Origin of the sequence: Pseudarthrobacter sp. SORGH_AS 212 (assembly GCF_030818145.1) — a bacterium.
In the GTDB taxonomy this organism is placed as follows: domain Bacteria; phylum Actinomycetota; class Actinomycetes; order Actinomycetales; family Micrococcaceae; genus Arthrobacter.
In genome coordinates, this window is record NZ_JAUTAA010000001.1 from 1,129,139 (window position 1) to 1,150,496 (window position 21,358).

Genomic DNA, 21,358 nt, shown 5'->3' on the forward strand with positions numbered 1-21,358 from the left:
CAGTTGACTCTTGCATGAAGCGCCCGGATTCTTCCGGTCATTTTGTGCGGTGCTTCCTTAGCTCAGTCGGTAGAGCGTTTCACTCGTAATGAAAAGGTCATCAGTTCGATTCTGATAGGAAGCTCGGGATAAACCCCGGACAGCCCCGATTTTTAGGGGTTTCCGGGGTTTTTCGCTGGTTAAGCGGTGGGGACTAAATACGGTCAGGGCATACCTATGGCACACTTTGCTCGATCCCTTCCAAACGTTGGGCTATTAGAGTTGCGATTCTAGCCATCACGGAGAATCTCTTGCCGGAGGCTATGGTGAGTCTATGAGCCTCACCGAGTGGGCTGACGATCTCGCCTACACCCTCAAAAATTCAGGTCACGGCATGGAGCAGATAACTTTGGCGTCAGTCAAAGACCCGAAAGGTGACGAGCTCGTCCTTGATACCGCTCGTAGGACTGCAGCGGTGGCCGGATGGCCAGTCATTGAGATGTCAGTTAAGGATTTGAGACGGGCTGAGGGACTGCCCAGGCACGGCTACCTGATCATCAATGCAGGGTCGGGGAGATTGGCTCCCGAGGTTCCCGCAGCCGTGGCGGTGTTTCAACACTTGGTCGGCGAAGATTTGCAGGTTGCGCTCCTGGTCTTGGGCGCGCCGAAAGTTATCCAGGCACTACGACGGGAACCAGCGCTTGGATGGCTCAGTCGCACCTGTCCTCTGGACGTTGTCAGTTCCCAGTAGAGGGCAGTGGCCGCGGGCCATGCCATAGGCGGCCAACCACCTCGAATATCGGCGGAAGCTGGACACCCGAGTATGTGAGAATACTGCGGCTTGCGGCGACGGATCCCTACTTCGGTGGCAGGATCAGATCCACCACGTCGACGCCCAAGACTCCGGCTATATCCCAGAGGCGCTCGTAGGCGACGCTCTTCCTTCCCCATTCGATGCCAATGACCATGTTCCTGCTGAATCCGGCTTCCAGTGCCAGGGACTCCTGGCTAAGGCCCCGCTCAAGGCGAAGGCTGCGAATCCTGGCGCCCACCTCACGTCGTCGGGCCGCCCAGCGGTCGAGAACTTCTTCGGGGGTCTGGCTTGGTCTAACTGGCACACTCCATGTCATTGGAAGCACACAACAATGTCTGCTCTACTAGTGATACATAGCTAGCGGAGATTCATCACACTCTGAGTCGAAGAGGAGAAGGAATAGAGCAATGGCGATAGCAGTGATCCTCGATTTAGCAGTCACGATTACTCTCGGCGACATGAAACACTTCCTGAGTCTCGCCCCTGCCGATATGTCGGACGATGACGAAATTCTTCGCCTGCCTGACTTTAAAACCGGCCATCCCTACTACCTGGCCCTTCCCACGCCAGCGTCCTCGTTGTCCTCCATCGACCCGGTCACGTCACCGGCTGAAAGCCTTGACGAGCCGTGTCCCAGGAGCTGAGTAACGGCGGTAAGGGCGTCTATCTGGTCACCACCGCAACAGGCAGCCACTACCGCCTGGACCTGAATAACAGGACGGCGAGCCGAAGGATGGCCGCAACGGCTCCTCTCGTCGATTTTCTGACTGCGGGCTTTTCGCGTCTCCGTCGGGATGACGAAACCCTCGAACTGCTAATGGTTGAGGAATGCAGGGTTGGCGAACCCGCAAAACTTTGGCTGCAAGTTGGGACAGACTCAGTAGTGACGCTGCGCACCACCTCCCCGGTTGTCCAGATCGAGCCTCTGGTGGCCGACCATGGATGACACTGATGCGATCGCGGTGTTCGGGGACTGGCACGGAGACATCCAGTGGGCCAGGTTAGCCCTGAAGTCTGCGGCCCGTGAAGGCGTTCGGCCAATTGTCCACGTGGGTGACTGGGGAGTTGATTGGCCACTGGGTCCCAAGCGCGGATTGCAGGATACGCGTCTGAACAACGCCCTGGTCGCGAATGATCAGGTTCTCGTGCTCTCTCCTGGCAACCACGACTGCCTGGTAAACATCGACAAGCTCCCCGTGGATGACAACGGATTGATTACGTGGCGCAGCAACATCAAGATTCTGCCCAAAGGAGGCCGGACCTTGATCGCAGGCCTGACTGTTGGAGGCCTGGGCGGCGCTTACTCTGTGGACCAAGAGTGGAGAACTGAGGGTCGCGATTGGTGGAGCGACGAGGAGCCCACCGTCGAGCAGGCGGAACGTCTCATTGCCGACGGCCCCGTGGACATTCTCATCACCCATGACGCTCCTATGGGCGTGCCAGTGTCCTCACAGTTCGATCTTTCGGACACAGTTCGCGAGAAGGCGGACCGTACAAGGTTCCTCCTTGCTGAGGTCGTACGGAAACTGCAGCCCGCGAATCTCATCTGCGGGCACTGGCACCAGCGGGTTGTGGACCGAATCGTCCATCCAACTGGGCGTTCCACACGCGTCGATGCGTTGGGTCAAGAGCACGATCGGATTGGCAACGGCATCCTCCTCAGGCCCGGAAGCTCCGGGCTCAATGTCGAACCGCTTCATATCCGCGGTAATCGCCCGGGAGAGTGAAGGCTCCAAGAGCAGGCAACCTGGGTACAAGCAGCCCAGGTCCGGCAATGGAGACAGCATAGTGGCGAAAGACCCACTCTCCCGTCTGTCGAACGTCATCCGCTACCCGGCGCGATACCGGGAAACCTGCGCATGCTTATCGGCTGCCTCCAGCCATCAAGACCCGGTGGAAGAAGTTGAATTCGATACTCGTCAAACCGGCACGTCGATATGCCCGGGATATTGGCCTGGCGGAAGTGGTCCGAAGCGGTCCATCCGATGCTCGAGATGACCTCCGCGATACGCTGACGGTTTAGACCTACCGGCCTGCAGGCCCATTTTCGGACGGGGCGCCGCACCATTTCGTTGCCATCGGACTTCAGCGCGGGACAGCAAAAAACACCCCAATGGACGAAAAACCCACCCTTCTGAGGGCCGAACCCACCCCGCACCAGCCTGGAACCGACCCCCGGTCGGTCTAGTTTTTGCCCCATTTTGCCGCGAATTCTAGGGGTTTTTGGGTGTTCGCGAAGGGGTAAACCGACCACACCGACCGGGGAACAACATCTCCATGAGAGAACAGTGATGTTAATGATTCCAGATCAAGAAAACATCATCACTGAGGGCCCCTATGTGTATGTATGTTTTAAGGTAGGTAAGTAGGTATAGATAGATAGATAGGGCCTACTTCCCTTTATTCACGGGCTTTTTGCATCAAAATTTAGACCGACCACCCGGTCGGTCTTGGTCGGTTCCGGTCGGTTCAACACCAACCGCCCCAAAACACCCCTCAACGGTGAGAGCGGTGACGGTAATCGGCGCATGCTCACAAGTGCGGAGGAATGATGGCCGCGCCCTTCATTGAGCGGTACGTGCTGTCCCGCCAACGCGTCGCTGCCGTTCGCCTCCGGCCTGAGGCGGTAGCCGCACCTGATGCGGTCTTACAGTGGACACCCCTAGAAGGGCGATTCCGAGCCGAACGGCCCGGCGCGGAACATCCAAAGCGGGGCGGGCACCATTAGCGGCTGGGCCTACGCATGGTCTAGGGCAGACACGATCGCGTGTCAGGCTTCGCGAAGGCCGATTGTTTGAGAACTTCATAGCGAAACTGCCCCTGAGGGGCGGACCAGCGGCACGATCATGTGGCAGGTGAAAGAAAGTAGCAGGGCGCCGATAGACATAAGGCGACATGCCAGGTTGAGGAGTAAGACCAGGATTCCGCGTGCGGAAGAACGGAAGCTCCAACAGCACCCAGCACAACGCAGAAGATGACCCAACGACGGCTGCTACCCAGCTCGCAGGATTCTGTCCGGGCGGCTATCTAGTGTTGCTCCCCGACCACGGGTTGTCTTTCTGGGACCGCGCCTCCGAGGCAGCTCTTCGGACTCACCGTACGATGTCGTCATGACGACAACGCTGAGGGTTGGGGCCGCACAGGTTGATTTCGAGGAAGCAAAGATCTGGGCAACCGAGTATTTGGTTGGGAGACCCGGGGCATCGGCGTACCCGGCATACGACGGGTACCCGGGATCGGACGGCGATCTGATCGGGCCACAGGATCTTCTCGCAGTGGCCTTGTTGAACGTCTCGAACAAGCCTCTCAAGGTCTACTACGGCCTGCAGGGGCAGTTGGAGCTTCTCAACGAGCGATTGCAGAGCCCCAATCTGAAGGGCAGCCTACGCGACGCGTCAGCTGCCACCCTTGAAGCTATTGCCGACCTCTTCGACGTTCTGGAAGAGAAACCCGCCGACAACGTAAAGCTCACCACGTTGTCCAAAGTCCTCCACCGGAAGCGCCCTGACCTGCTACCGCTCTTCGACGCAAAGATCCGCTACTGCTACACAGACTGTCTCGGCGCTCCCGTCCCTCCCAAGAAGAAGCGAAGCAAGCGGGATTACCGGTTGGCATGGTTGGAAGCGCTGCAACATGATTTGGATCAGCAGCACGCACAATGGGAAGAGATCGCTGCTCTCGCTCCTGATCCAAAGATCTCAACGCTGCGAGCCCTGGACATCATTGGCTGGGAGCTGGGCAGACGCAAGAATTGATAATTATCTAGGCTCGCAGCAACTCGCCCTTACGGGACTGCACGTCGGCGGGGCAGAGCGCCAATCAGGAGCGACGTGCTGGACGATGCTGACGAACTTGGCATAGAAGAAGTCGCCGCATAGGTGGCACCATCTTCATGTAGGACGAGCCAGGGCGGCTCCCGCCGCCGAACTAAGATGGCTCGGTGACTATTGACGGACAGCAGGGCAAGCCCTACGACGCTTTCGACCCGACAGGAGAGGGTGTCGAGCCGTCGGCTTTGCGGGACGTGACTGATGCCGCCGCGGCCGTGCATGCAGCGCTTTCCGCCTACCGGGCGACTCTCCTGGGTTGCAGGATGCCGCTGAACCTGAAGGCGCAAATGGACGCGGCCGACATCTTCGCCGAGCATCTGGAGGCTGCCGTCCCCGAGCTGGAGAAGGCCCGGTTGGCGATCGAGGATGATGTGCTGCTGGCGCCGCGGTTCGAGCCGACGGGACCAAAATGGTTTGGGCCAGGAAAGGAGCACGAATCCGCCGCGATCCTCAGCCCCAAGCAAGTCGTCTACCTGTCCGTCCTGGCGGACCGGGACCAGGTCCAGGCCTCGGTCACCTACCGGCAGGCGATGGAGCAGGAGCCAGACGCTGTTCCTGCCCTGATCGCACGCCGCAGAGACGCCGAGAAGATGCTCCGGGACAAGGCCAACCAGGCCACCCGCCGGGAGAACTACTGGATCCTCGTCGAGGAGGTCCTGGAGGACATCAAGTCCCGGCCATGCCCGTACTGCCACGCAGAGGCAGGGAAGCTGTGCGTGTCCAGTTCCGGGGCGGTATGTGACCCTCACACGGGCAGGATCACGGCATCCCCGATCGCCGGAGAGAACCCAGGTGTAAAGAAGTCCCTCAGGTGGAGTGAGACCCCCGAAGAGTGGCGTGCCCGCACCGGCCGGCCGGAGCCTGCCAGCAGCGAGCAGCGAAAGGCCAACAAGGACCTCTTGCGGGATGTGCTCTCGGAGATGTCGGAAATGACCCGGCCTCGCTACTGAGGCCGGACGACGAAGAAGTGGATCGCATCATCGACGAGTGGACATCGCGTTAGCTCCAGCGGACCACGTTTCATGACAGCGTGTCGGGTCGCGTCTGATGTGGCAACGTGTGGGCGGCAAATTGCCGGTGCCAGATTCGCATAGGGCAAGATACTTCCCATGGGTTCAGCAAGTTTCGAAGACGTCCTCGATCGTCTGTATTTTTCGGCGAGTGATCAGCACGACAAGGGCACCAAATTCGAGCAGTTGATGAAACGGTATCTAGAGCTCGAACCCAAGTACGCCGACCAGTTCTCGGACGTTTGGCTGTGGAATGAATGGCCGGGCCGGAACGGGCACGTGGACACCGGCATCGACCTTGTGGCGAAGGACCGGTATACCGGCGAGCTGACCGGTATCCAGTGCAAGTTTTACGACCCGGCCCGGACGCTGGACAAGAAACAGATTGACTCTTTCTTCACCGCCGTAGGCAAGAACGACTTCTCGTACGGCATGGTCGTCTCCACCACGGACAAGTGGTCCAAGCACGCCGAGGACGCCTTGGAGGGCCAGTCCAAGCCGATGACCCGACTCCGGTTCGCCGACTTGGCAGACTCCACCATCGACTGGTCCGAGTTCAGCATTGATGCCCCGGAGCAGATGAAGCAGCTCGGCGGCAAGGAACCCCGTAAATACCAGCGCCAGGCGATCGACGATGTGAAAAAGGGCTTCACCGAAAGCGACCGCGGCCGGCTGATCATGGCCTGCGGCACCGGCAAGACCTACACGTCCCTGAAAATGGTCGAAGAAATCGTCCCCATCGGCGGCTCGGTCCTGTTCTTGGTCCCCTCCATCGCCCTGCTGCAACAGACCCTGAACGAGTGGACCGCCCAGGCGTCCGTCCCGCTGCGGCCCCTGGCCGTGTGCTCGGACACCAAGGTCGGTCGAAAAGAGCACGAGGACGTCAGCGTTCACGACCTGGCGTTCCCGGCCACAACTGACCCGGCAAAGCTTCTGAACCGTGCGCGGATCAGCACCGGCCAGGAAGCCATCACGGTGGTGTTCTCCACCTACCAGTCCATCGACGTCATCCACCAGGCCCAGAAGGAGGGCCTGCAGGAGTTCGACCTCATCGTCTGCGACGAGGCCCACCGCACCACCGGTATCACTGAAGCCAGCCATGACGACTCGGCGTTTGTGAAGGTGCACGACAACACCTACATCGAGTCCGGCAAGCGCCTCTACATGACGGCCACGCCCCGGATCTACGTCCAGGCAGCCAAGGCCAAGGCCGGCCAGGACGACGTCAAGATGTACTCCATGGACGACGAAGCCATCTACGGCCCGGAATTCCACCACCTCGGGTTCGGCAAAGCCGTAGAGATGGGCCACCTCGCCGACTACAAGGTCCTGGTCCTTGCTGTGGACGAGGAAACCGTCAGCAAGTCCTTTCAAAGCCTGTTCGAGGAGAACGGCGACCTGAACCTCGATGACGCCGCCCGGATTGTCGGCTGCTGGAACGGCCTCTCGAAGCGCGGAGTCAACGGTCAGCGGCTCGACATCACAGACGCCTCACCCATGCGCCGGGCGGTTGCGTTCGTGCGCAACATCAAGGAATCCAAGAAGCTGGCCGCGGACTTCGAGCTCGTCGGCCGGCAGTTGCTCGTCAACCGCGGCGAGACCGAGGCCCCGGCCCTGAAGTTGGAAGCTGACCACGTGGACGGCACCTTCAACGTTCTGGAGCGCTCCTCCAAGCTGGACTGGCTGAAGGCCGAGGACACGTTCACCGCCGACGGCGAAGACACCTGCCGGATACTCTCCAACGCCCGCTGCCTCTCCGAGGGCGTCGATGTCCCCTCCCTGGATGCAGTGTTGTTCCTGAACCCGCGCAACTCCCAGGTCGACGTCGTCCAGTCCGTCGGCCGCGTCATGCGCAAGGCCGAGGGCAAGGAATACGGCTACATCATCCTGCCCATCGCGGTGCCGGCCAGCCAGGACCCCGAAACGGCCCTGAACGACAACAAGAAGTACAAAGTCGTCTGGGATGTCCTGCAGGCGCTCCGGGCACACGATGACCGGTTCGAGGCGATGATCAACAAGCTCGAACTTAACCGGAACGCCAACGACAAGATCGACGTCATCACGGTTGCCGACCCGTTCGGTGACGGCCCGGGCGGCGGTGGGAGCGACAAGCCCAACGGGGCTGGCACCGAGGCGCTGTTCCACATGGCTGGCGCCGACCAGTGGCGCAACGCCATCTTCGCCCGCATGGTCCGCAAGGTCGGCGACCGCCGCTACTGGGAATCCTGGGCCAAGGACGTCAAGGAGATCGCCGACCGCCACGTGCTTCGGATCAAGACCATCCTCGACGGCGAAGACCAGCGTCCGCGCGAAGAATTCAGCATCTTCCTGCAGGGCCTGCGCGGGAACCTGAACGACTCCATCACCGAGGCCGATGCCATCGACATGCTCTCCCAGCACCTGATCACCAAACCGGTGTTCGAGGCTCTTTTTGAGGGTTACTCGTTCGCTGCCAACAACCCGGTTTCCCAGGTCATGGACTCGATGGTCGACATCCTGGAGAAGTACAACCTGGACTCCGAGGTCGCCAGCCTCGAATCCTTCTACCGCTCCGTCCGGGTTCGTGCCGAGGGCATCACCAACGCGGAAGGCAAGCAGAAGATAGTAACGGAACTCTACGAGAAGTTCTTCAAGCTGGCCTTCCCCCGCACCGCCGAGTCACTCGGTATCGTCTACACCCCGGTGGAGGTCGTCGACTTCATCATCCGCGCCGTCGACGACGTCCTCGCCAAGGACTTCAGTGCCTCGATCAGTGACGAAGGTGTCCACGTCCTGGATCCGTTCACGGGAACGGGCACTTTCATCGTCCGACTGCTCCAGTCGGGCCGGATCAAACCGGAAGACCTGCTCCGCAAGTACACGCAGGAACTGCACGCCAACGAGCTGTTGCTTATGGCTTACTACATTGCCGCGATCAACATCGAGGCCACCGTGCATGGCCTCTTGGAAGAGCAGGCGACAGTCGAAGGCAAGGACGTTGGCGAGGTGCCGTATCTCCCCTTCGACGGCATTGTCCTCACCGACACCTTCCAGATGACCGAAGACGGCGACACCCTCGACGACTTCGTATTCACCTCCAACAACGACCGCGTCAAGGCGCAGAACGCTCTCGACATCCGGGTCATCATCGGCAACCCGCCCTACTCTGTTGGCCAGTCCAGTGGCAATGACAACAACGCCAACCTCAAGTACCCGACCCTCGACGAATCAATTCGCAGCACCTATGTGAAAGCCTCGTCCGGAACAAGCCACCGCGCACTTTACGACTCATACATCCGGGCGATCCGCTGGGCTTCGAACAGGATCCTCAGTTCACCCAACGGAGGTGTCGTCGCCTACGTTTCCAACGGGGGTTACATCGATTCCAACAATGCCGATGGACTCCGAAAAGCCCTGGTCGATGAGTTCCATGACATCTACGTCTACAACCTGCGTGGCAATCAGCGCACGGCAGGCGAGGAGAGCCGCAGGGAGGGCGGCAAGATCTTCGACTCTGGCAGCCGGAACACAGTGGCTGTTGTCATTCTGGTCAAGCGGTCCGGAGCCGCCAGCGGCGCCGTCCTGCATTATCGGGACATCGGGGACTACTTGGACAGGAAGCAGAAACTCAGCATCGTCAATGAAGCGAGCTTGGACACCATTGAGTGGTCAACTATCGTTCCTAACGCGGACGGTGACTGGATCAACCAACGCAATGTCGCCTTCGACTCTCTGACCCCACTCGTCAGCACGGCCAACCAGACCGGAATCTTCGCCCTGACATCCCGCGGACTCACCTCAAACCGGGACTCCTGGGTCTATAACTACTCCGATACAAAGCTCGTGCGGCATACCGGGCTCCTCGTAGACGGGTTCAATTCACAGCTGAGGGAGGGAGTTGAACTTTCTGATCTTCCGAATGACCCGAGCCGTTTCAGTTGGTCTCGCAGGCTGCAATCACGGTACAAGAGCGGAAACGAGCTGGTCTTCAGCCGCCGGGCGGTTCGCAGCGCCATCTACCGGCCGTTCCAGAGGTCATGGCTGTATTTCGGGGAAGGACTGAACGAGGACACCCGTCAGCTGCCCGCGGTCTTTCCTACCCCCGATGCCGTCAACCAAGGCATCTACATCACGTCCCCCTCATCCCACTACCCGACGTTCGAAGCGCTCATGGTCGACTCCGTTCCGGATCTGCACATGCTGGACACTGGTCAGTTCTTCCCGCGCTATACATACTCCACTTCAGCCGTGGGAACGCTTTTCGAGACAACTGAGGGCAAAGTGCAGCCCGTAGACAACATCACCGACGCCGCGCTTGTCGAGTATCGTGCCGCTTACGGCCCGGACATCACGAAGGATGACGTCTTCCATTACGTCTACGGAATCCTCCACTCCCCTCAGTACAGATCTACGTTCGCCGCCGACCTCAAGAAGATGCTCCCCCGCATCCCACTGGTGTCAGGTAACGAGCGGTTCCGTGCCGTCTTGGAGGCCGGCAAGGCACTCTCCGACCTGCACATCGGCTACGAGTCACTGGAGCCGTACGCGCTGAACGAGGTGGCTACCAGGCTGGTCGCCGAGCACGACGATTACGCCCGGTACGCAGTCACGAAAATGAAGTACGCCGGCAAGGCCGGGGCTTGGGACAAGACTCAGATCATCTACAACTCCCACATCACATTGGAGGGAATCCCGGCCGAGGCTCACCGCTACATGCTCGGCTCCCGATCGGCGCTGGACTGGATCCTCGAGCGGTACCAGGTCAAGACGGACAAGGCCTCTGGGATCGCGAACGACCCGAACGATTGGTCGCGCGAGCATGAGCAGCCCCGCTACATCATCGACCTCATCGGCCGCGTCGTGGCGCTCAGCCTGGAGACCAACCGGGTCGTGGACTCGTTGCCTGATCTCGATCTGAATTAGATTCGGCTAGGCGGAGCCCCGCCGATGTCTTCCAACGGAGGCCGGTAGTAGCTCGACCTGACATGGGACAACCTCAGCGCCGTCCAGAAATCAGCTGACGATCTTACTCATTTCTTTCACCAAGGGAAGACTCCCGTGTCATGGCAAAGTTCACGGCTACGATTAATCGAACGCCCGCTGGGGGCATTGGCCGAAGGATATGCAGTGGACAAGCTCGACGCGCTGAAGACACTCCAATCGTCGGCCTACTTGACTCTGCACCACGACATTGGCGTGGACCTCGCGACGATCACAGTACGTGGCGTACGTGAGCCGATACTCCTCATCGAGCAGTCCGAGCTCGTTGGCTGGATCCGCATTGAAGGACCGAACGCCGTGTGGCGGTAGGGAAGCGTGCTCACAGGCGGCTCCTCCAGCCCCTCCCTCCTCGCCGGCGCATTGCAGGATGACGGCAGTGCCGTATCCGCCGGGGTCAACGCAGCGTGGAACGAAATCAGGCCAGAGTGGCCGTCAGTAGGATCCGGAGACGGGGAGCAGGAACGCTTTGCGGCCTCTATTGAAGCCGGTGTGCGGCCGCCAGCTTGGTCGAAGGCCATCGAGCCGGAGCCGGGCGCATCTACAGCGAAACCGGGCTTCCCTGTCTCACATACTCAAGTTGCGGAAACCCTTACGGAATGAATCCCCTGTCACTCTTTCAGCGCCTAACTCCCCCTACGAGACCGAGTTCAATCCGTACAGGCACGACAGCATCCGGCGTCCGGCGGCCCCAAGGATCACGGAGCAGCAACTCGACGGACGGATCCTCGAAACCGTGTATCCGGCCGCAGCACCTGCCGCCATAGGTGCCATCGCCCTCGTGCTTGCCATCCTGCCGATGCCCTACGAGTTCTACGTCCTGCTGCGCGTCGCCGTGCCGGCAATGGCTATCTGGATCTGCACGATCGCTGGCGGACAAAAGAAGACAGGCTGGGTTGTCAGCTTGGCCTTGGCGGCCGTCCTGTGGAATCCGATCATTCCTGTTGAGATGCCCCGCAACGCGTGGGCGTTTCTGGACATTCTCGGCGCCGCAGTGTTCAGTCTGGCCGGGTACAACATGCCTGCGTCTCAGCCGGCGCTCCGCAGGGAACCCCCGGTTCCGCTGTAACCATAAGGGACCGCCCGGTCAGTGCTAGCTTAACGTTCCATCTGCCCCGGACTCAGGCGCCGACCTCGGCGTAGTCATTCCCGTGGCGGCAGCGTCGTCTCTCCACCTGATCATGATCACCACCGTTGTCCACTTCGCATAGCTGGCGATAACGTCACTTGCGCCCCTTCAGGCAGTAGGACGATGAAATGCAAGTTACTAGGTGTACCGGCTAGTTCACCTCTGGAACTGCTTTGCCTGCACACGCAATTGGGGATCGATCACTCGGGTAGGGGATACTTAGTGACTGGTTGATAAATCACGATTCTGGGGGCCTTGTGGGACATGAAGAAGAAGCCGTTGTTGTTCCGCTCGTCCCACTGGAAGCGGAGCTGAGCACCGAGACTATGCTCCGGATGCTTCTGAACCGTGAGGCTCTCGTCATCAGCCAATCCCCACGGCCTGCGGAAAGCACTACGACCGGAATGGTCGCGCCGGCTTCCGGAGCGTTCGCTAAAGCAATCAGCCAAGCGATCGGGCAAGCTGGCCGTGCCGCGTCGAACAACGACCTATACCAGGTGATCTTGCCGAGCGGAGCGGTGGCCCGAGATCTCGTCCCCGCCGTTGGTGGCGGTTTTCGTGGAATCGCACGGGCGGCAGGATCAACAAAGATCGCCGGACACGTACGCCTCGTACCCGCAGCAGCGGCAGGTACGGGCGCAACCCTGGCAGCCGGGCCCCTCATCGCTACCGTGGGCCTTGCCGTCGCGGGAGAGATGCTCGCGCAGCATCAGATGAACAAGAAGCTCGACGCGATCAAGAACGCAGTGAGCGGAATCCAGTTCCGCATGGACGAGGACGAGCGCTCGGTCCTGGCAACGGCAGAGCAACAAGCCCACAACGTGGCGGGTTACCTGCTGGATCAGGCCGAGATACCCCAAATTTCATCCGTCAGCCACGCGTTCGGCGAACTGGACACCCTGACCACCAAATACGTCCGCCGGCTCGACCGCTGGCTGGAGGTGGCCGGGAAACATCGGAACTCGGCCCGCGTGTACGGACCTGATCTCATGAAGGAACTCGTCGACAAACGGGAGAATCCGGTGCGGGAATTCGAGCAGATGGTGACCCAGACCTACACGGCACTGGCGCTTCGGGCTCGAGTTGTCGTGCTCGAGAAAATCGCAGCTGAGTTCTCGAACGCAGATCGGCCGCTTCCACATGTCGAGAAGGTACTGCGCGACCAGCTGTCAGTACTCGCGAAGCGACAGGAGCAGCTTGTCGGGCTCATCGATGACCTCAATGTCTTGCAGATTGATTCGAGCAAGGTGCCGGTTGCTTTTGCAGGCAAGGGCACACTCGAAGTTCGCACGAGCTTCGGCCGCCTCGCCCGAGCACTTCACTCGACGCCTGACAGCCTGCCCCTTTTGACGGAGTCCGATCAGACCGTTCTCGAGCTCGCTCCCTCCCGAGAAGGATTGGACGTCATCGCACCTGTCGGGAAGTAAACGCACGCGGAGGGCTCTGACCATGACCAAGGGATTGACAACGAACGACCTGACCAGTGCGGCATGGGAAACGCTTCTGCGGGCGCACCGAGACTTCCAGTCGGGGGCTTCTCCGGCATATGACGAGGTACTCGTTGAGGTCTCCGGAAGGATTCGCGATTCGGCGAGCATCGGCAAAGCCGACATCGGCTCCCTGCTGTTTTGGAAGAGACTACGCGCCGACATGCGCTGGGTCAGGGACCTGATGGCCATGAGGGTCCTCGAGGTTCGCTTTGTCACAGAGAAGGCTGCGGCAGCTGTCAACAACACTTCCTTGGGCCTACCCGCCGCAGCCAGCCGGGGCCGTGCGGCAATCTCTGCACTGCCAGGATTCGCGCGAGGAGACGCGCTAGCATCGGCCCTTCTGACGGCCGCCGCGCCGGAACGCATGGCGGTGTATGATCGCCGCGCCCAAAAAGGGATTGGAAACGCTCGGGCTCTCACTATCGGCGACGCCAGGAAGGTATGGACGCTACATGCAAATCGTCAGCGACCTGTAGTCCGCGGCGAAGCATCACGGGCGCAGCTGGTCCGCCCGCGAAGTCGACGTGGCGCTGTATTGGCTGGGCGGTCAGGGCTAAGCCCAAAAATACCTCAGTTCTCCTGGCGGACCCCACTGTAGCCCTATCAAGAGTGAGTCCGCCCGGGGCCGAAGACGTCGTGGACTTCGCTCCACTCGGTACCCGGAGGTTCAGTAAGAGTGGCGGGCATGGCCGTGCCTGGTTCAGCCACGTAAGCCTTGGAGATTTGAGGCGCCCACTCCGTGGCCGTTACGGATACGGGTTCCGTGAAGAGTTCTTCGGAAAGATCCAGGCTGTCGTCGACGACGAGCCGTTCGATCAGGTGAAGTGCCTTGACGGTTGCCAGCATCTCAGCACAGACCGTTTTTGTTGCGTTCAGCAGCATCTCTTCGGCACTGATTCCTGCAGCGTAGGTTCGCCGTATCTCGTCCTCGTGCAGCAGTTGGCCGTAAAGCCAAGCTCCGGCGACTTCTTTGTTGGTCATGCTGGGTTCGGCTGTTGGGATAGTCGGGGTCAGCGACCCTGAAGTCAGCTCTTAGGGCCTCGATCTCTTTCTTGACCGCGGCGGAAGACACGGCCTCTCCGAGCGCATTGAGGACTTTGTCGTAGTGCACGCCGTCGCTCATCAGAAAGAGCGGGCGCACTCGAGCGGCGGCCGATTCGACCTGCTCCGTGGGGAGCAATGCAGCGGGCTTCATCGTAACGCCCCGCTTACCGGAGGCCGGATCGTAGGTGAGGCTGAAGGTCATCTCCCAGGCAGCGTGTTTCTCCAGCACCCGCAGGTCAGCCGCAAGGGAGTGTTCCTGCACCAGGCGCGCGCGCACCACAAAGCGCTCCAGCGCCCGAAGTACCGCCGCTTTCCTTGCCTCGTTGGCCATAAGCTCGCCGATCCGGTCAGACCAGATGGGCGGCGGACCGCACCGTGGCCAGACATTCCTCCAAAGTCGGTGCGTCCCCGTAAATCAGGCCGGTGGCGAGCTGGTAGGACCGCTCCAGATGGGGCAGAGACTCCTCGTCAGGTGAAAAGGCGCGGCTCGCAGCGTACCCCTCCGCTGGACGTTCCGTGAACGGAAAGCTGGCGGCTGTAGAGTGCTCTCCGATGTCGGCGACAAGGCTGGCTACACCGTCTTGGCCAGCTTCCGCCAGGGCAGACACTACCCGGTCGTCGTTAAGGAGGCGATGGATGTCGTAGAAGTGACGGCCGCCCCGCTCCAGTGCTGCTTGGGCGCTCTGTTCCGGCAACCTGGTCACCGCGTCGTGGACCAAAGCGAGCTTTTCCAGCAAGGTCCTCTCCGGCGCCAACACCCGTACCGGCACGGCCGCGAACTCCTCGTACGCCGACTCGGACTCGTTGAGCACATCAATGGCGTATTCAGCGGCCAGCGAGCGGATGTGCCGTGTCTCGGTGGGGAACGTCCCTCCACGGGTGCCCATCTCCAATAGGACGCCTTCGGTAATTGCCGGCGAGCCATAGGAGGCCGGGAAGTAGTAGCGCATGTTGCGCTTGACGCCTGTTGATGAGCCTTCCAGATTTCCGTGGTCACCGTCGAGGCCGAGATGTGCGCGGATCTCATTACAGATGGCCTTGAGGAATTTGTCTTTTACCTTTGTGGAGCACTCGCCGGGGAACCCGATCAGCAGATCAACGTCTTCCGAAAACCGGTGGATGATGCCGAATGCGCGGCTCAGGCTGGTGCCACCCTTGAAGACGGCGGTAACCGGCAGGACGGCCCCCGATTTGTCAGTTATGGTGCGGGCCTCCATAGCCGAGCGAAGCACTTCGATAACCCAAAAGTCTTTTTCGATGAAAGCCTGCGGAAGGCCCAAATGCCGCGCCGCAGCGTCAACGAGCGCCTGAAGATCGTCGAGTGCGCTTCGCAGCTGTGGAGCCGTCAAGCCGTCAACTCCGCAGCCAGCTGACCCCATCGGCGACGGACGTCAGGAGCCTCTCGGGGAACAGCGTCAGCGATGAGGTCCGGATGTATACGGCGTTCGCTGACGAACTTCTTTGACGCCGCAACGAGGGCGGACCAGCCAGATTCGATGACGCCTGGTTCGCGGAGCAGTTCGAGCAGACCGATGTCCCAGTACGACAGCTTTTGCCGTGCAGGGTTGCTTCTCTTGTGCAGCTCTACTCCTTCCAGGCCTTCTCGCATTGGTCCGGTAGTTGCGAGGTCCACTTTGGCAGGAACCTGGGTAGTGAGACCGAAGGCGCGGGCTGCAGAATAGCCGCACGGACCGGTGCCTTCGGAGCCGAGGACTTCCAAGGCGGTTTCCAGAATGCTGGGCCTGGCCATGCCGAACCGAGTCTTCGGACCCTTGTAGTACAGGCCGCGTGCCGCTTTGACCAGCTTGCCGTCTCTCGCCGCCCGTGACAGTGCAGCACGGGATGCAGTCGAGCTGCACGGGATGTCGGAGACACGCACGTAAGACTTCTCGGGAATCTGTTCCAGGAAGGCGGTCGCGGAAACCTTGGTAGTCGTGCTCATGTCACAAAAGCTTACGGAGTTTGTGACAGATCGACAAGCTGATGGGCCCTGGTGAACCGCCTCGGAACTGTCGGGCAAACTGTCCATTGACACAAAGCCCGAGGCGTTGATCCAATCACTCCCAAGGCCGGGGGTGGCTCACGACTATGGGGGGAAATTTGCTGCTGACCGCTTTGCTCGACGGGAACCGGGTCGACGCCACAGCGCATACCAAGGAATCCTGGGCTGAGCTTCAGAACTCGGAGGACCGGAAGCGCATGGTCATGCCGGTATGTGGCGTTCGCGCCGTGGCTAAGGCCAGAGGTGAAACCACCATGTTCTTCGCGCACCTCCGCAAAGCCGGCTGCAAGGTCGACCACGGCGGCGAGACAGCGCAGCACCTGGCCATGAAAGAGGCCTTGAAGCTCTGCATCGACCAGGTCCTTGGCTGGCACGCGATCGTCGAGCACCCGCACCCGTCGCGGGAATGGATCGTCGACGTCCTGGCCGAGGCGGATGACCTCACCAGACGGATCGCGTTCGAGGTGCAGCTGTCATCCCAAACACCTGAAAACTACTTCGCCCGCTCCCAACGCTACTTCGATAGCGGAGCCTTCCCGGTGTGGCTTATCCCCCGGCAACTTGAGTCCAGCCAGACCATAGTGCCCGTGGTGGTGACTGGCTTTGGCAAAACGAGCGACGTCCCGGACGACGTCTCTGCGTTGCTTGCCCTGCCGGCAAACCAGAACCTCGTCTACGCAGACAACAATCTCGGAGCCTTCGTCGAGGCCCTGCTCCGCAGAGGTCCGTCTTGGATACACGGAAGCCCGCAGGACCAGGCAGACACACAGAAGGCTGCAGCCGAGGCCGCGGATGCTGCCGCTGCCGCCGGGCGCAGGAAGCAGGAAGCGATCGAGCAAGCCATCGTAGCGATGAACGATCGCTCGGCCTCACCTGAATTAGCCTTCGGTCCCCACGTCGTGCACACCCATACAGACACCTATGTCTGGGGTAGCCTCACCTGCTGCTGGAACTGCGAAGAACCAATGCTGGTCTGGGACGCGCGCATCTGGGCATGGGGAGGTGGGACGCCCAGCCTCCAAGTAAAGCCTGAGGTCGGCGGAAAGCGCTTCGAGAACCACCCCGAAGTGCATCGGGCCGTCGACAATTGGATCAAGGCTGCCAAGCCTGACATCCCCAAGGCAGCCATCAAACCACGGCGCACCAAAGCCAGTGGTCGGCTCTACAGCGCATTCGTGTGCCCCTCCTGCGACAGCACCATGGGGCAGATCTTCATCTCCCAAATCCGGTCCGAGAAATGGTCCATCCTTAGCAGCCCCGGCGGGAAGTTAAGGCCGCCCTCGCCCGTCGTGAAGCCCAGCCCGGCAGCAAGCCCTGCTCCAGTTCCGACTCCACCCATTCGAGTCGGCGTCATGCCGAGCCCAGATCGGGGGGCGCGGTGCGGCCTTCACGCGACGCCAAGGGAATGGTGCGCCTGGTGCCAAAACCGGCAGGAACCGCGGCTGGGCAAGCGGGTCCCCACCCCATGACGTAGGCGATCGAATAGGGCGAGCTACAGATCTTCGTCGGGGTGCTCGCCCACCGGCGTCATGGCGTCGAAGCGGTTCGGGTCTTCCAGGTACGTCAGGAAGAAGATCTCGCCGGTCCTTTTGTCCACGAAGGTGCCCTCCCCCGGCCGATGAGTTGGCAGGAGCCGTCGCGGTTGATGACCAGCCGGCTTCCGCCGTCGATGAGGAGCCAGGCGGTCTCGTCCTCGTAGCCGTAGTCCGCGACGGTGTCGTCGCCGCACTCCCCCGCCTCCCAGGTAGGAGTCAGCGCCCCGTAGGCGATCTTTTTGGCCTGTTCAATCGACAGCATGACCCTCCGGATCTGTTCGGCCGCTCAAAGAAGTCGTGGAGTGCTAGTTCCAGCGTCTAGGCCAGCCCTAGATTGCAAATGGCCTTTGGCGACAAAGCGGACAAGAGGACTGCGGTCCTGGGCCAGGGCGTCAAGGACCCCCTGCGGGACGTCCGGGTTCATGGCGACGAGAATGGCCAAGTCGATGCTTCGACCGGCAGTCTCAACGAGCAAATCCTGTGGTGTCGCGCTGTTGAACGTGACCGCCTGGCGGACCTGGCGGTCCTCGTCGCCGGCAAGTGCGCGCAGGACTTCGGCAGGAGTATTCGGGTTGGCGGCCACGGCACGGCGCACTTGGGTACTCCTTCGTTCGCCACCGAGCATCCTCAGTAGGTCGGCGTCGGCGACCGGGCTGAAGGCGACGTCCATCCGCACCTCCGCCCTCTTATCCTCGACCATCTGCTCCAGGACTGCACGGTCCGGACGCGACCGCTGCTGGGCAAACACCAGTTCGGCTTCCACTTCCCGAACATGTTCCTCCGGCACCGCAGGGTTTCGCATCGCGGCTGTCCGGACACTGTCCGCGGTGTCGCTGAGCAGGTTTTCCAGGAGGCTTTGTGGAAGGAAGGGGTTCCCGGCCGCACCCGCCCGAACCTGTGGCTCGTCGTCGTGGGCGACTCGGTAGAGAACAGCCGCGGGTGCACCCGGGTTGGCAGCCACCGATGCCCGAACGCCTGGCTCGGCGTCTCCGGTGAGCTGCTCCAGCACGACCCCGGAGGTGCTGGGGTTTGATGCAACCTCCCGGCGCACGTCCTCATCGGTGCTTCGGGCAAGGCGTGCAAGGGTCTTCTCGCCCGTTCGTTCGTCGCCCGCGACCATGAGACGCATGTCAGGGTCCCGCCTTCGGCTCTTAGACAGCCGGTCCAGAGCTCCTTCGACGACCCGTACCGGCACCTCGATGTCCTCCCGCCTGCTCATCAGCCGCAGCATTTCGAGCAGGTCTTCCTCAACGTCAGTCAGGAGCAGCGATTCTGCGATGGAGCAGGCCAGTTCAGCGGTACTTCCCGGGTTTTCCAGTACGGCCAACTGCACCTCCCGATGACAGTCCCCCGCCAGGCGGGTGAGCGCTTGCAGGGGCGCTGCGTGATGCCGCGCGACCGCCTCCCGGACCCTGGCGTCTCGGTCGGATGCCAATTCGATCAGCGCGGTCTCCGGCACGGACCCAAGCGACGCGAGCATCTCGCGGACCGCTATGGATCTGCTGGCCTGCAGAGTCCCGATGAGCCGCTCGTGATCTTCGGCCTTCAGTATCGGGTTTTCGATCAGGCTGGCGAGCACCTCCGGCGGGGAGTCCTTTACCAGGCCCCGCAGGATGCTATTGGGGGTCGACGGGTGGGCGGCAAGTACGCACATTGTCTGGCTCTCATATTCTGCGGCGGTGTACCGCCACTCGCGCCGGGAGCCGAGCCCTGAGGTGCGGAACAGCAGCCTTGCTTCCCGGGATCCTCCGAGGTCGGCGAGGAAGGCAGTGAGGTCGTCACCCTGGTGGCGGACCGAGCGTTTCACCGCGTCCCAGCGAATCTCGGGATCAGTATCATGGAGCAGGATTGTGCGGGTTATCGCGTCTGTGAGGGGCAGCCTGCCGGCCGCCACCCTGCGCACCCAAGCGGGACGGTCCGCGCGGAGTAGATCGGTCAGGACGTCGTCTGGGAGGCCTGCCCGCATCCACTCCTCGACGCCGAGGCTCCGGCCGGTCTGCCAGCCCCAGCGGTAGCTCGCCCAGGGAATCGAAAGCTGGGGTCCGCCTCCGAACATGAGGAGGAAGTCCGAAAACCAGCGCGTTTCCAGCGCCGATTCGTCCCGGTCTTGGTTGACGCGAATCCGGCCTGGGTCAAGCGTTGTGCCCGTGTGCATCTCCGGGGTTGCCCCGGCGTCCAACGCAGTTACTGCATCGGCCACGTGGGCATCCTGGTCGCTGCCGTGGCTGATGCCAGCAGTGACGGCCTTCAGTTGGGGCCGCGGAGCGCGTGGATGCCGCTCTACGGCGCGTCTAACGGCCAGGCTCCGATCGCAGGCGAGAGCCTCCAGCAGGTCCTCAGTTGCCTTCCCGTTGCTGGCAACCCCCTCGCGCACCAGCCAGCGGGCGTCCTCGGCCAACATCCGGACAATGGGCTCCGGAGTGGACTCATTTCGGCCTACGCGGCGGCGAATGTCGGGGTCCTCGTCCGCTGCCAGCTTGTCCAGCATGTCGAACGGGGTGTGCCGATTGTCAGCGAGATATTTGTGTCTGTGCTTTTCAGATACCGCCTCATACCGCCCAATCTGGGTCTTAGCGGTGGCCTTGATGAACCCTTGCCGCAGGGATGGCAGCAGTTCTTCAGCGTCCCCGCCCAGGAGATCATTAAGGCTCCAACTCCGCATCAGCCGCTGGCGCGGCAGCCAAACGCCGACGCGGCGGATTCCGAGGCTGTCCTCCGTGTCGAGCATGACGTAGCCGAGCAGCTGACGCAGGAAGTCTCGGAGTCGGCTGACTGTCAACGTGCTGTAGACCTTGCAGTCGATGAGGGTCTGTCCGATCATCCAGTCCGCGTCGGCGCCTCCGACGAGTTCAGGCCCGGCGAACTGCGGGTTTGGTTCGTAGTGGACTCCGGCGGCGATCTGCTCCTGCCAGGCTTCCAGCTGATCAGCGTTGGAGGACATCAACGATCTGAGGTTGGCCAGGTCCCGCGGATCAACCTGCTCGGCGAACTCTTGTCCGTCCATTGCTTGGTCGCAGGACGTTCCCAGCGAACCGGTCATCACCACGGCACCCTTCCGGGCCACCTGGTCGCAGTAGGCCAGAAGAATGGCCGCCCGGTCTCGGTCTACGTCGTTGGAGGGTTCCTGCAACAGCCTGCCCGCGACGTCGTAGGCTTCGGAGAGGATGCGTGTGCGGTGCGCGCCGTTTTCGAGGGAGGGAGCAATGGCCGCCAGCACCGACACGCCGGCGGCTGCCATGGAATGGCGCGGGTCGAAGCCGCCCAGTTCGATGCGTGCGCTAAAGTCGAAAGCCGTGCCGGCCAGACGGGGGTCAGCCCCCTGGAACGGGGACACCACGGTGCTCATGCTGGCTAGCTCCGGCAGTCCCAAGTCCTCCGCGGCCGTGCGGGACGGCTCAGCGCGTCCGACCGAGGCTTCAAGGCGCGGGGATATGCGGTCCAGGTAAGCACGCTCCGGCGACTGCGGGTCCTGGAGCAGCGATGTAAGGCTCATCGACTGACACTCTATCCGTGCGTTTGGTTTCAGCTGATTCCCTGCCTGGGAGTTC

The 21,358-nt window shown here is 61.4% G+C and carries 17 protein-coding genes and 1 tRNA gene; 12 read left to right on the forward strand and 6 right to left on the reverse strand.

The features are described 5' to 3' along the window. Positions 1–51 precede the first annotated feature (51 nt). Together QE394_RS04990 and QE394_RS04995 are read left to right on the forward strand one after the other, a co-directional pair. A tRNA-Thr gene (locus QE394_RS04990) sits at positions 52–124 on the forward strand. 189 nt (positions 125–313) lie between these two features. Beyond that, positions 314–730 carry a hypothetical protein gene (locus tag QE394_RS04995; protein WP_349033885.1) on the forward strand — a complete coding sequence of 139 codons (417 nt, stop codon included), beginning with the start codon at positions 314–316 and terminating at the stop codon, positions 728–730. A 106-nt stretch (positions 731–836) separates the two neighbouring features. On the opposite strand, the gene QE394_RS05000 is transcribed toward QE394_RS04995, so the two are convergent. Then, positions 837–1,109, reverse strand: coding sequence for a helix-turn-helix transcriptional regulator (locus QE394_RS05000; RefSeq protein ID WP_349033886.1), 273 nt, complete (start codon positions 1,107–1,109; stop codon positions 837–839). A gap of 91 nt (positions 1,110–1,200) precedes the next feature. Between QE394_RS05000 and QE394_RS05005 the strand changes: the two genes are divergently transcribed. From QE394_RS05005 to QE394_RS05045, 9 genes are all read left to right on the forward strand, one after another. Continuing rightward, entirely contained in the window at positions 1,201–1,437 is a 237-nt protein-coding gene (locus tag QE394_RS05005) for a hypothetical protein (RefSeq protein WP_349033887.1), read from the forward strand. After that, entirely contained in the window at positions 1,422–1,739 is a 318-nt protein-coding gene (locus QE394_RS05010; RefSeq protein ID WP_349033888.1) for a hypothetical protein, read from the forward strand. Before QE394_RS05005 ends, QE394_RS05010 begins: the two co-directional genes overlap by 16 nt. Next, positions 1,732–2,520, forward strand: coding sequence for a metallophosphoesterase (locus tag QE394_RS05015; protein ID WP_349033889.1), 789 nt, complete (start codon positions 1,732–1,734; stop codon positions 2,518–2,520). The genes QE394_RS05010 and QE394_RS05015 overlap by 8 nt, the downstream gene beginning before the upstream one ends. A gap of 1,383 nt (positions 2,521–3,903) precedes the next feature. Then, positions 3,904–4,548: a DUF6308 family protein gene (locus tag QE394_RS05020; protein WP_349033890.1), complete on the forward strand. Its 645-nt coding sequence runs from the start codon at positions 3,904–3,906 to the stop codon at positions 4,546–4,548. A 185-nt stretch (positions 4,549–4,733) separates the two neighbouring features. Next, complete coding sequence (locus QE394_RS05025) at positions 4,734–5,573, forward strand: hypothetical protein (RefSeq protein WP_349033891.1); 840 nt, start codon at positions 4,734–4,736, stop codon at positions 5,571–5,573. Between the two features lie 159 nt (positions 5,574–5,732). Further along, positions 5,733–10,535, forward strand: a complete 4,803-nt coding sequence (locus QE394_RS05030) for a type ISP restriction/modification enzyme (RefSeq protein WP_349033892.1) — start codon at positions 5,733–5,735, stop codon at positions 10,533–10,535. 204 nt (positions 10,536–10,739) lie between these two features. Continuing rightward, positions 10,740–10,922, forward strand: a complete 183-nt coding sequence (locus tag QE394_RS05035) for a hypothetical protein (RefSeq protein WP_349033893.1) — start codon at positions 10,740–10,742, stop codon at positions 10,920–10,922. A 424-nt stretch (positions 10,923–11,346) separates the two neighbouring features. Then, on the forward strand, positions 11,347–11,679 hold the full coding sequence (locus QE394_RS05040) for a DUF6804 family protein (RefSeq protein WP_349033894.1): 333 nt from the start codon (positions 11,347–11,349) through the stop codon (positions 11,677–11,679). A gap of 317 nt (positions 11,680–11,996) precedes the next feature. Next, complete coding sequence (locus QE394_RS05045) at positions 11,997–13,166, forward strand: hypothetical protein (RefSeq protein WP_349033895.1); 1,170 nt, start codon at positions 11,997–11,999, stop codon at positions 13,164–13,166. A gap of 666 nt (positions 13,167–13,832) precedes the next feature. Here the strand turns inward: QE394_RS05045 and QE394_RS05050 are convergent. From QE394_RS05050 to QE394_RS05060, 3 genes are all read right to left on the reverse strand, one after another. Further along, the gene (locus tag QE394_RS05050; protein WP_349033896.1) at positions 13,833–14,210 is read right to left on the reverse strand and encodes a hypothetical protein; all 378 of its coding nucleotides are present in this window, start codon (positions 14,208–14,210) and stop codon (positions 13,833–13,835) included. Positions 14,211–14,620: 410 nt separating this feature from the next. After that, positions 14,621–15,622 (reverse strand): nucleotidyl transferase AbiEii/AbiGii toxin family protein, encoded by a 1,002-nt coding sequence (locus QE394_RS05055; RefSeq protein WP_349033897.1) that lies wholly within the window; start codon positions 15,620–15,622, stop codon positions 14,621–14,623. Beyond that, entirely contained in the window at positions 15,619–16,215 is a 597-nt protein-coding gene (locus QE394_RS05060; protein ID WP_349033898.1) for a hypothetical protein, read from the reverse strand. Before QE394_RS05060 ends, QE394_RS05055 begins: the two co-directional genes overlap by 4 nt. A gap of 158 nt (positions 16,216–16,373) precedes the next feature. Between QE394_RS05060 and QE394_RS05065 the strand changes: the two genes are divergently transcribed. After that, positions 16,374–17,744, forward strand: coding sequence for a competence protein CoiA family protein (locus QE394_RS05065; protein ID WP_349033899.1), 1,371 nt, complete (start codon positions 16,374–16,376; stop codon positions 17,742–17,744). Positions 17,745–17,838: 94 nt separating this feature from the next. Here the strand turns inward: QE394_RS05065 and QE394_RS05070 are convergent, their stop codons facing one another. Further along, positions 17,839–18,072 (reverse strand): hypothetical protein, encoded by a 234-nt coding sequence (locus tag QE394_RS05070; RefSeq protein WP_349033900.1) that lies wholly within the window; start codon positions 18,070–18,072, stop codon positions 17,839–17,841. 24 nt (positions 18,073–18,096) lie between these two features. Next, positions 18,097–21,303 (reverse strand): hypothetical protein, encoded by a 3,207-nt coding sequence (locus QE394_RS05075; RefSeq protein WP_349033901.1) that lies wholly within the window; start codon positions 21,301–21,303, stop codon positions 18,097–18,099. Positions 21,304–21,358: the final 55 nt, after the last annotated feature.

What these genes read in the sequence shown, in the direction of transcription:
- QE394_RS04995 (WP_349033885.1), top strand. Translation starts at nt 314, where the DNA reads ATGAGCCTCACCGAGTGGGCTGACGATCTCGCCTACACCCTCAAAAAT.
- QE394_RS05000 (WP_349033886.1), bottom strand. Translation starts at nt 1,109, where the DNA reads ATGACATGGAGTGTGCCAGTTAGACCAAGCCAGACCCCCGAAGAAGTT.
- QE394_RS05005 (WP_349033887.1), top strand. Translation starts at nt 1,201, where the DNA reads ATGGCGATAGCAGTGATCCTCGATTTAGCAGTCACGATTACTCTCGGC.
- QE394_RS05015 (WP_349033889.1), top strand. Translation starts at nt 1,732, where the DNA reads ATGGATGACACTGATGCGATCGCGGTGTTCGGGGACTGGCACGGAGAC.
- QE394_RS05020 (WP_349033890.1), top strand. Translation starts at nt 3,904, where the DNA reads ATGACGACAACGCTGAGGGTTGGGGCCGCACAGGTTGATTTCGAGGAA.
- QE394_RS05030 (WP_349033892.1), top strand. Translation starts at nt 5,733, where the DNA reads ATGGGTTCAGCAAGTTTCGAAGACGTCCTCGATCGTCTGTATTTTTCG.
- QE394_RS05050 (WP_349033896.1), bottom strand. Translation starts at nt 14,210, where the DNA reads ATGACCAACAAAGAAGTCGCCGGAGCTTGGCTTTACGGCCAACTGCTG.
- QE394_RS05060 (WP_349033898.1), bottom strand. Translation starts at nt 16,215, where the DNA reads ATGAGCACGACTACCAAGGTTTCCGCGACCGCCTTCCTGGAACAGATT.
- QE394_RS05070 (WP_349033900.1), bottom strand. Translation starts at nt 18,072, where the DNA reads ATGCTGTCGATTGAACAGGCCAAAAAGATCGCCTACGGGGCGCTGACT.
- QE394_RS05075 (WP_349033901.1), bottom strand. Translation starts at nt 21,303, where the DNA reads ATGAGCCTTACATCGCTGCTCCAGGACCCGCAGTCGCCGGAGCGTGCT.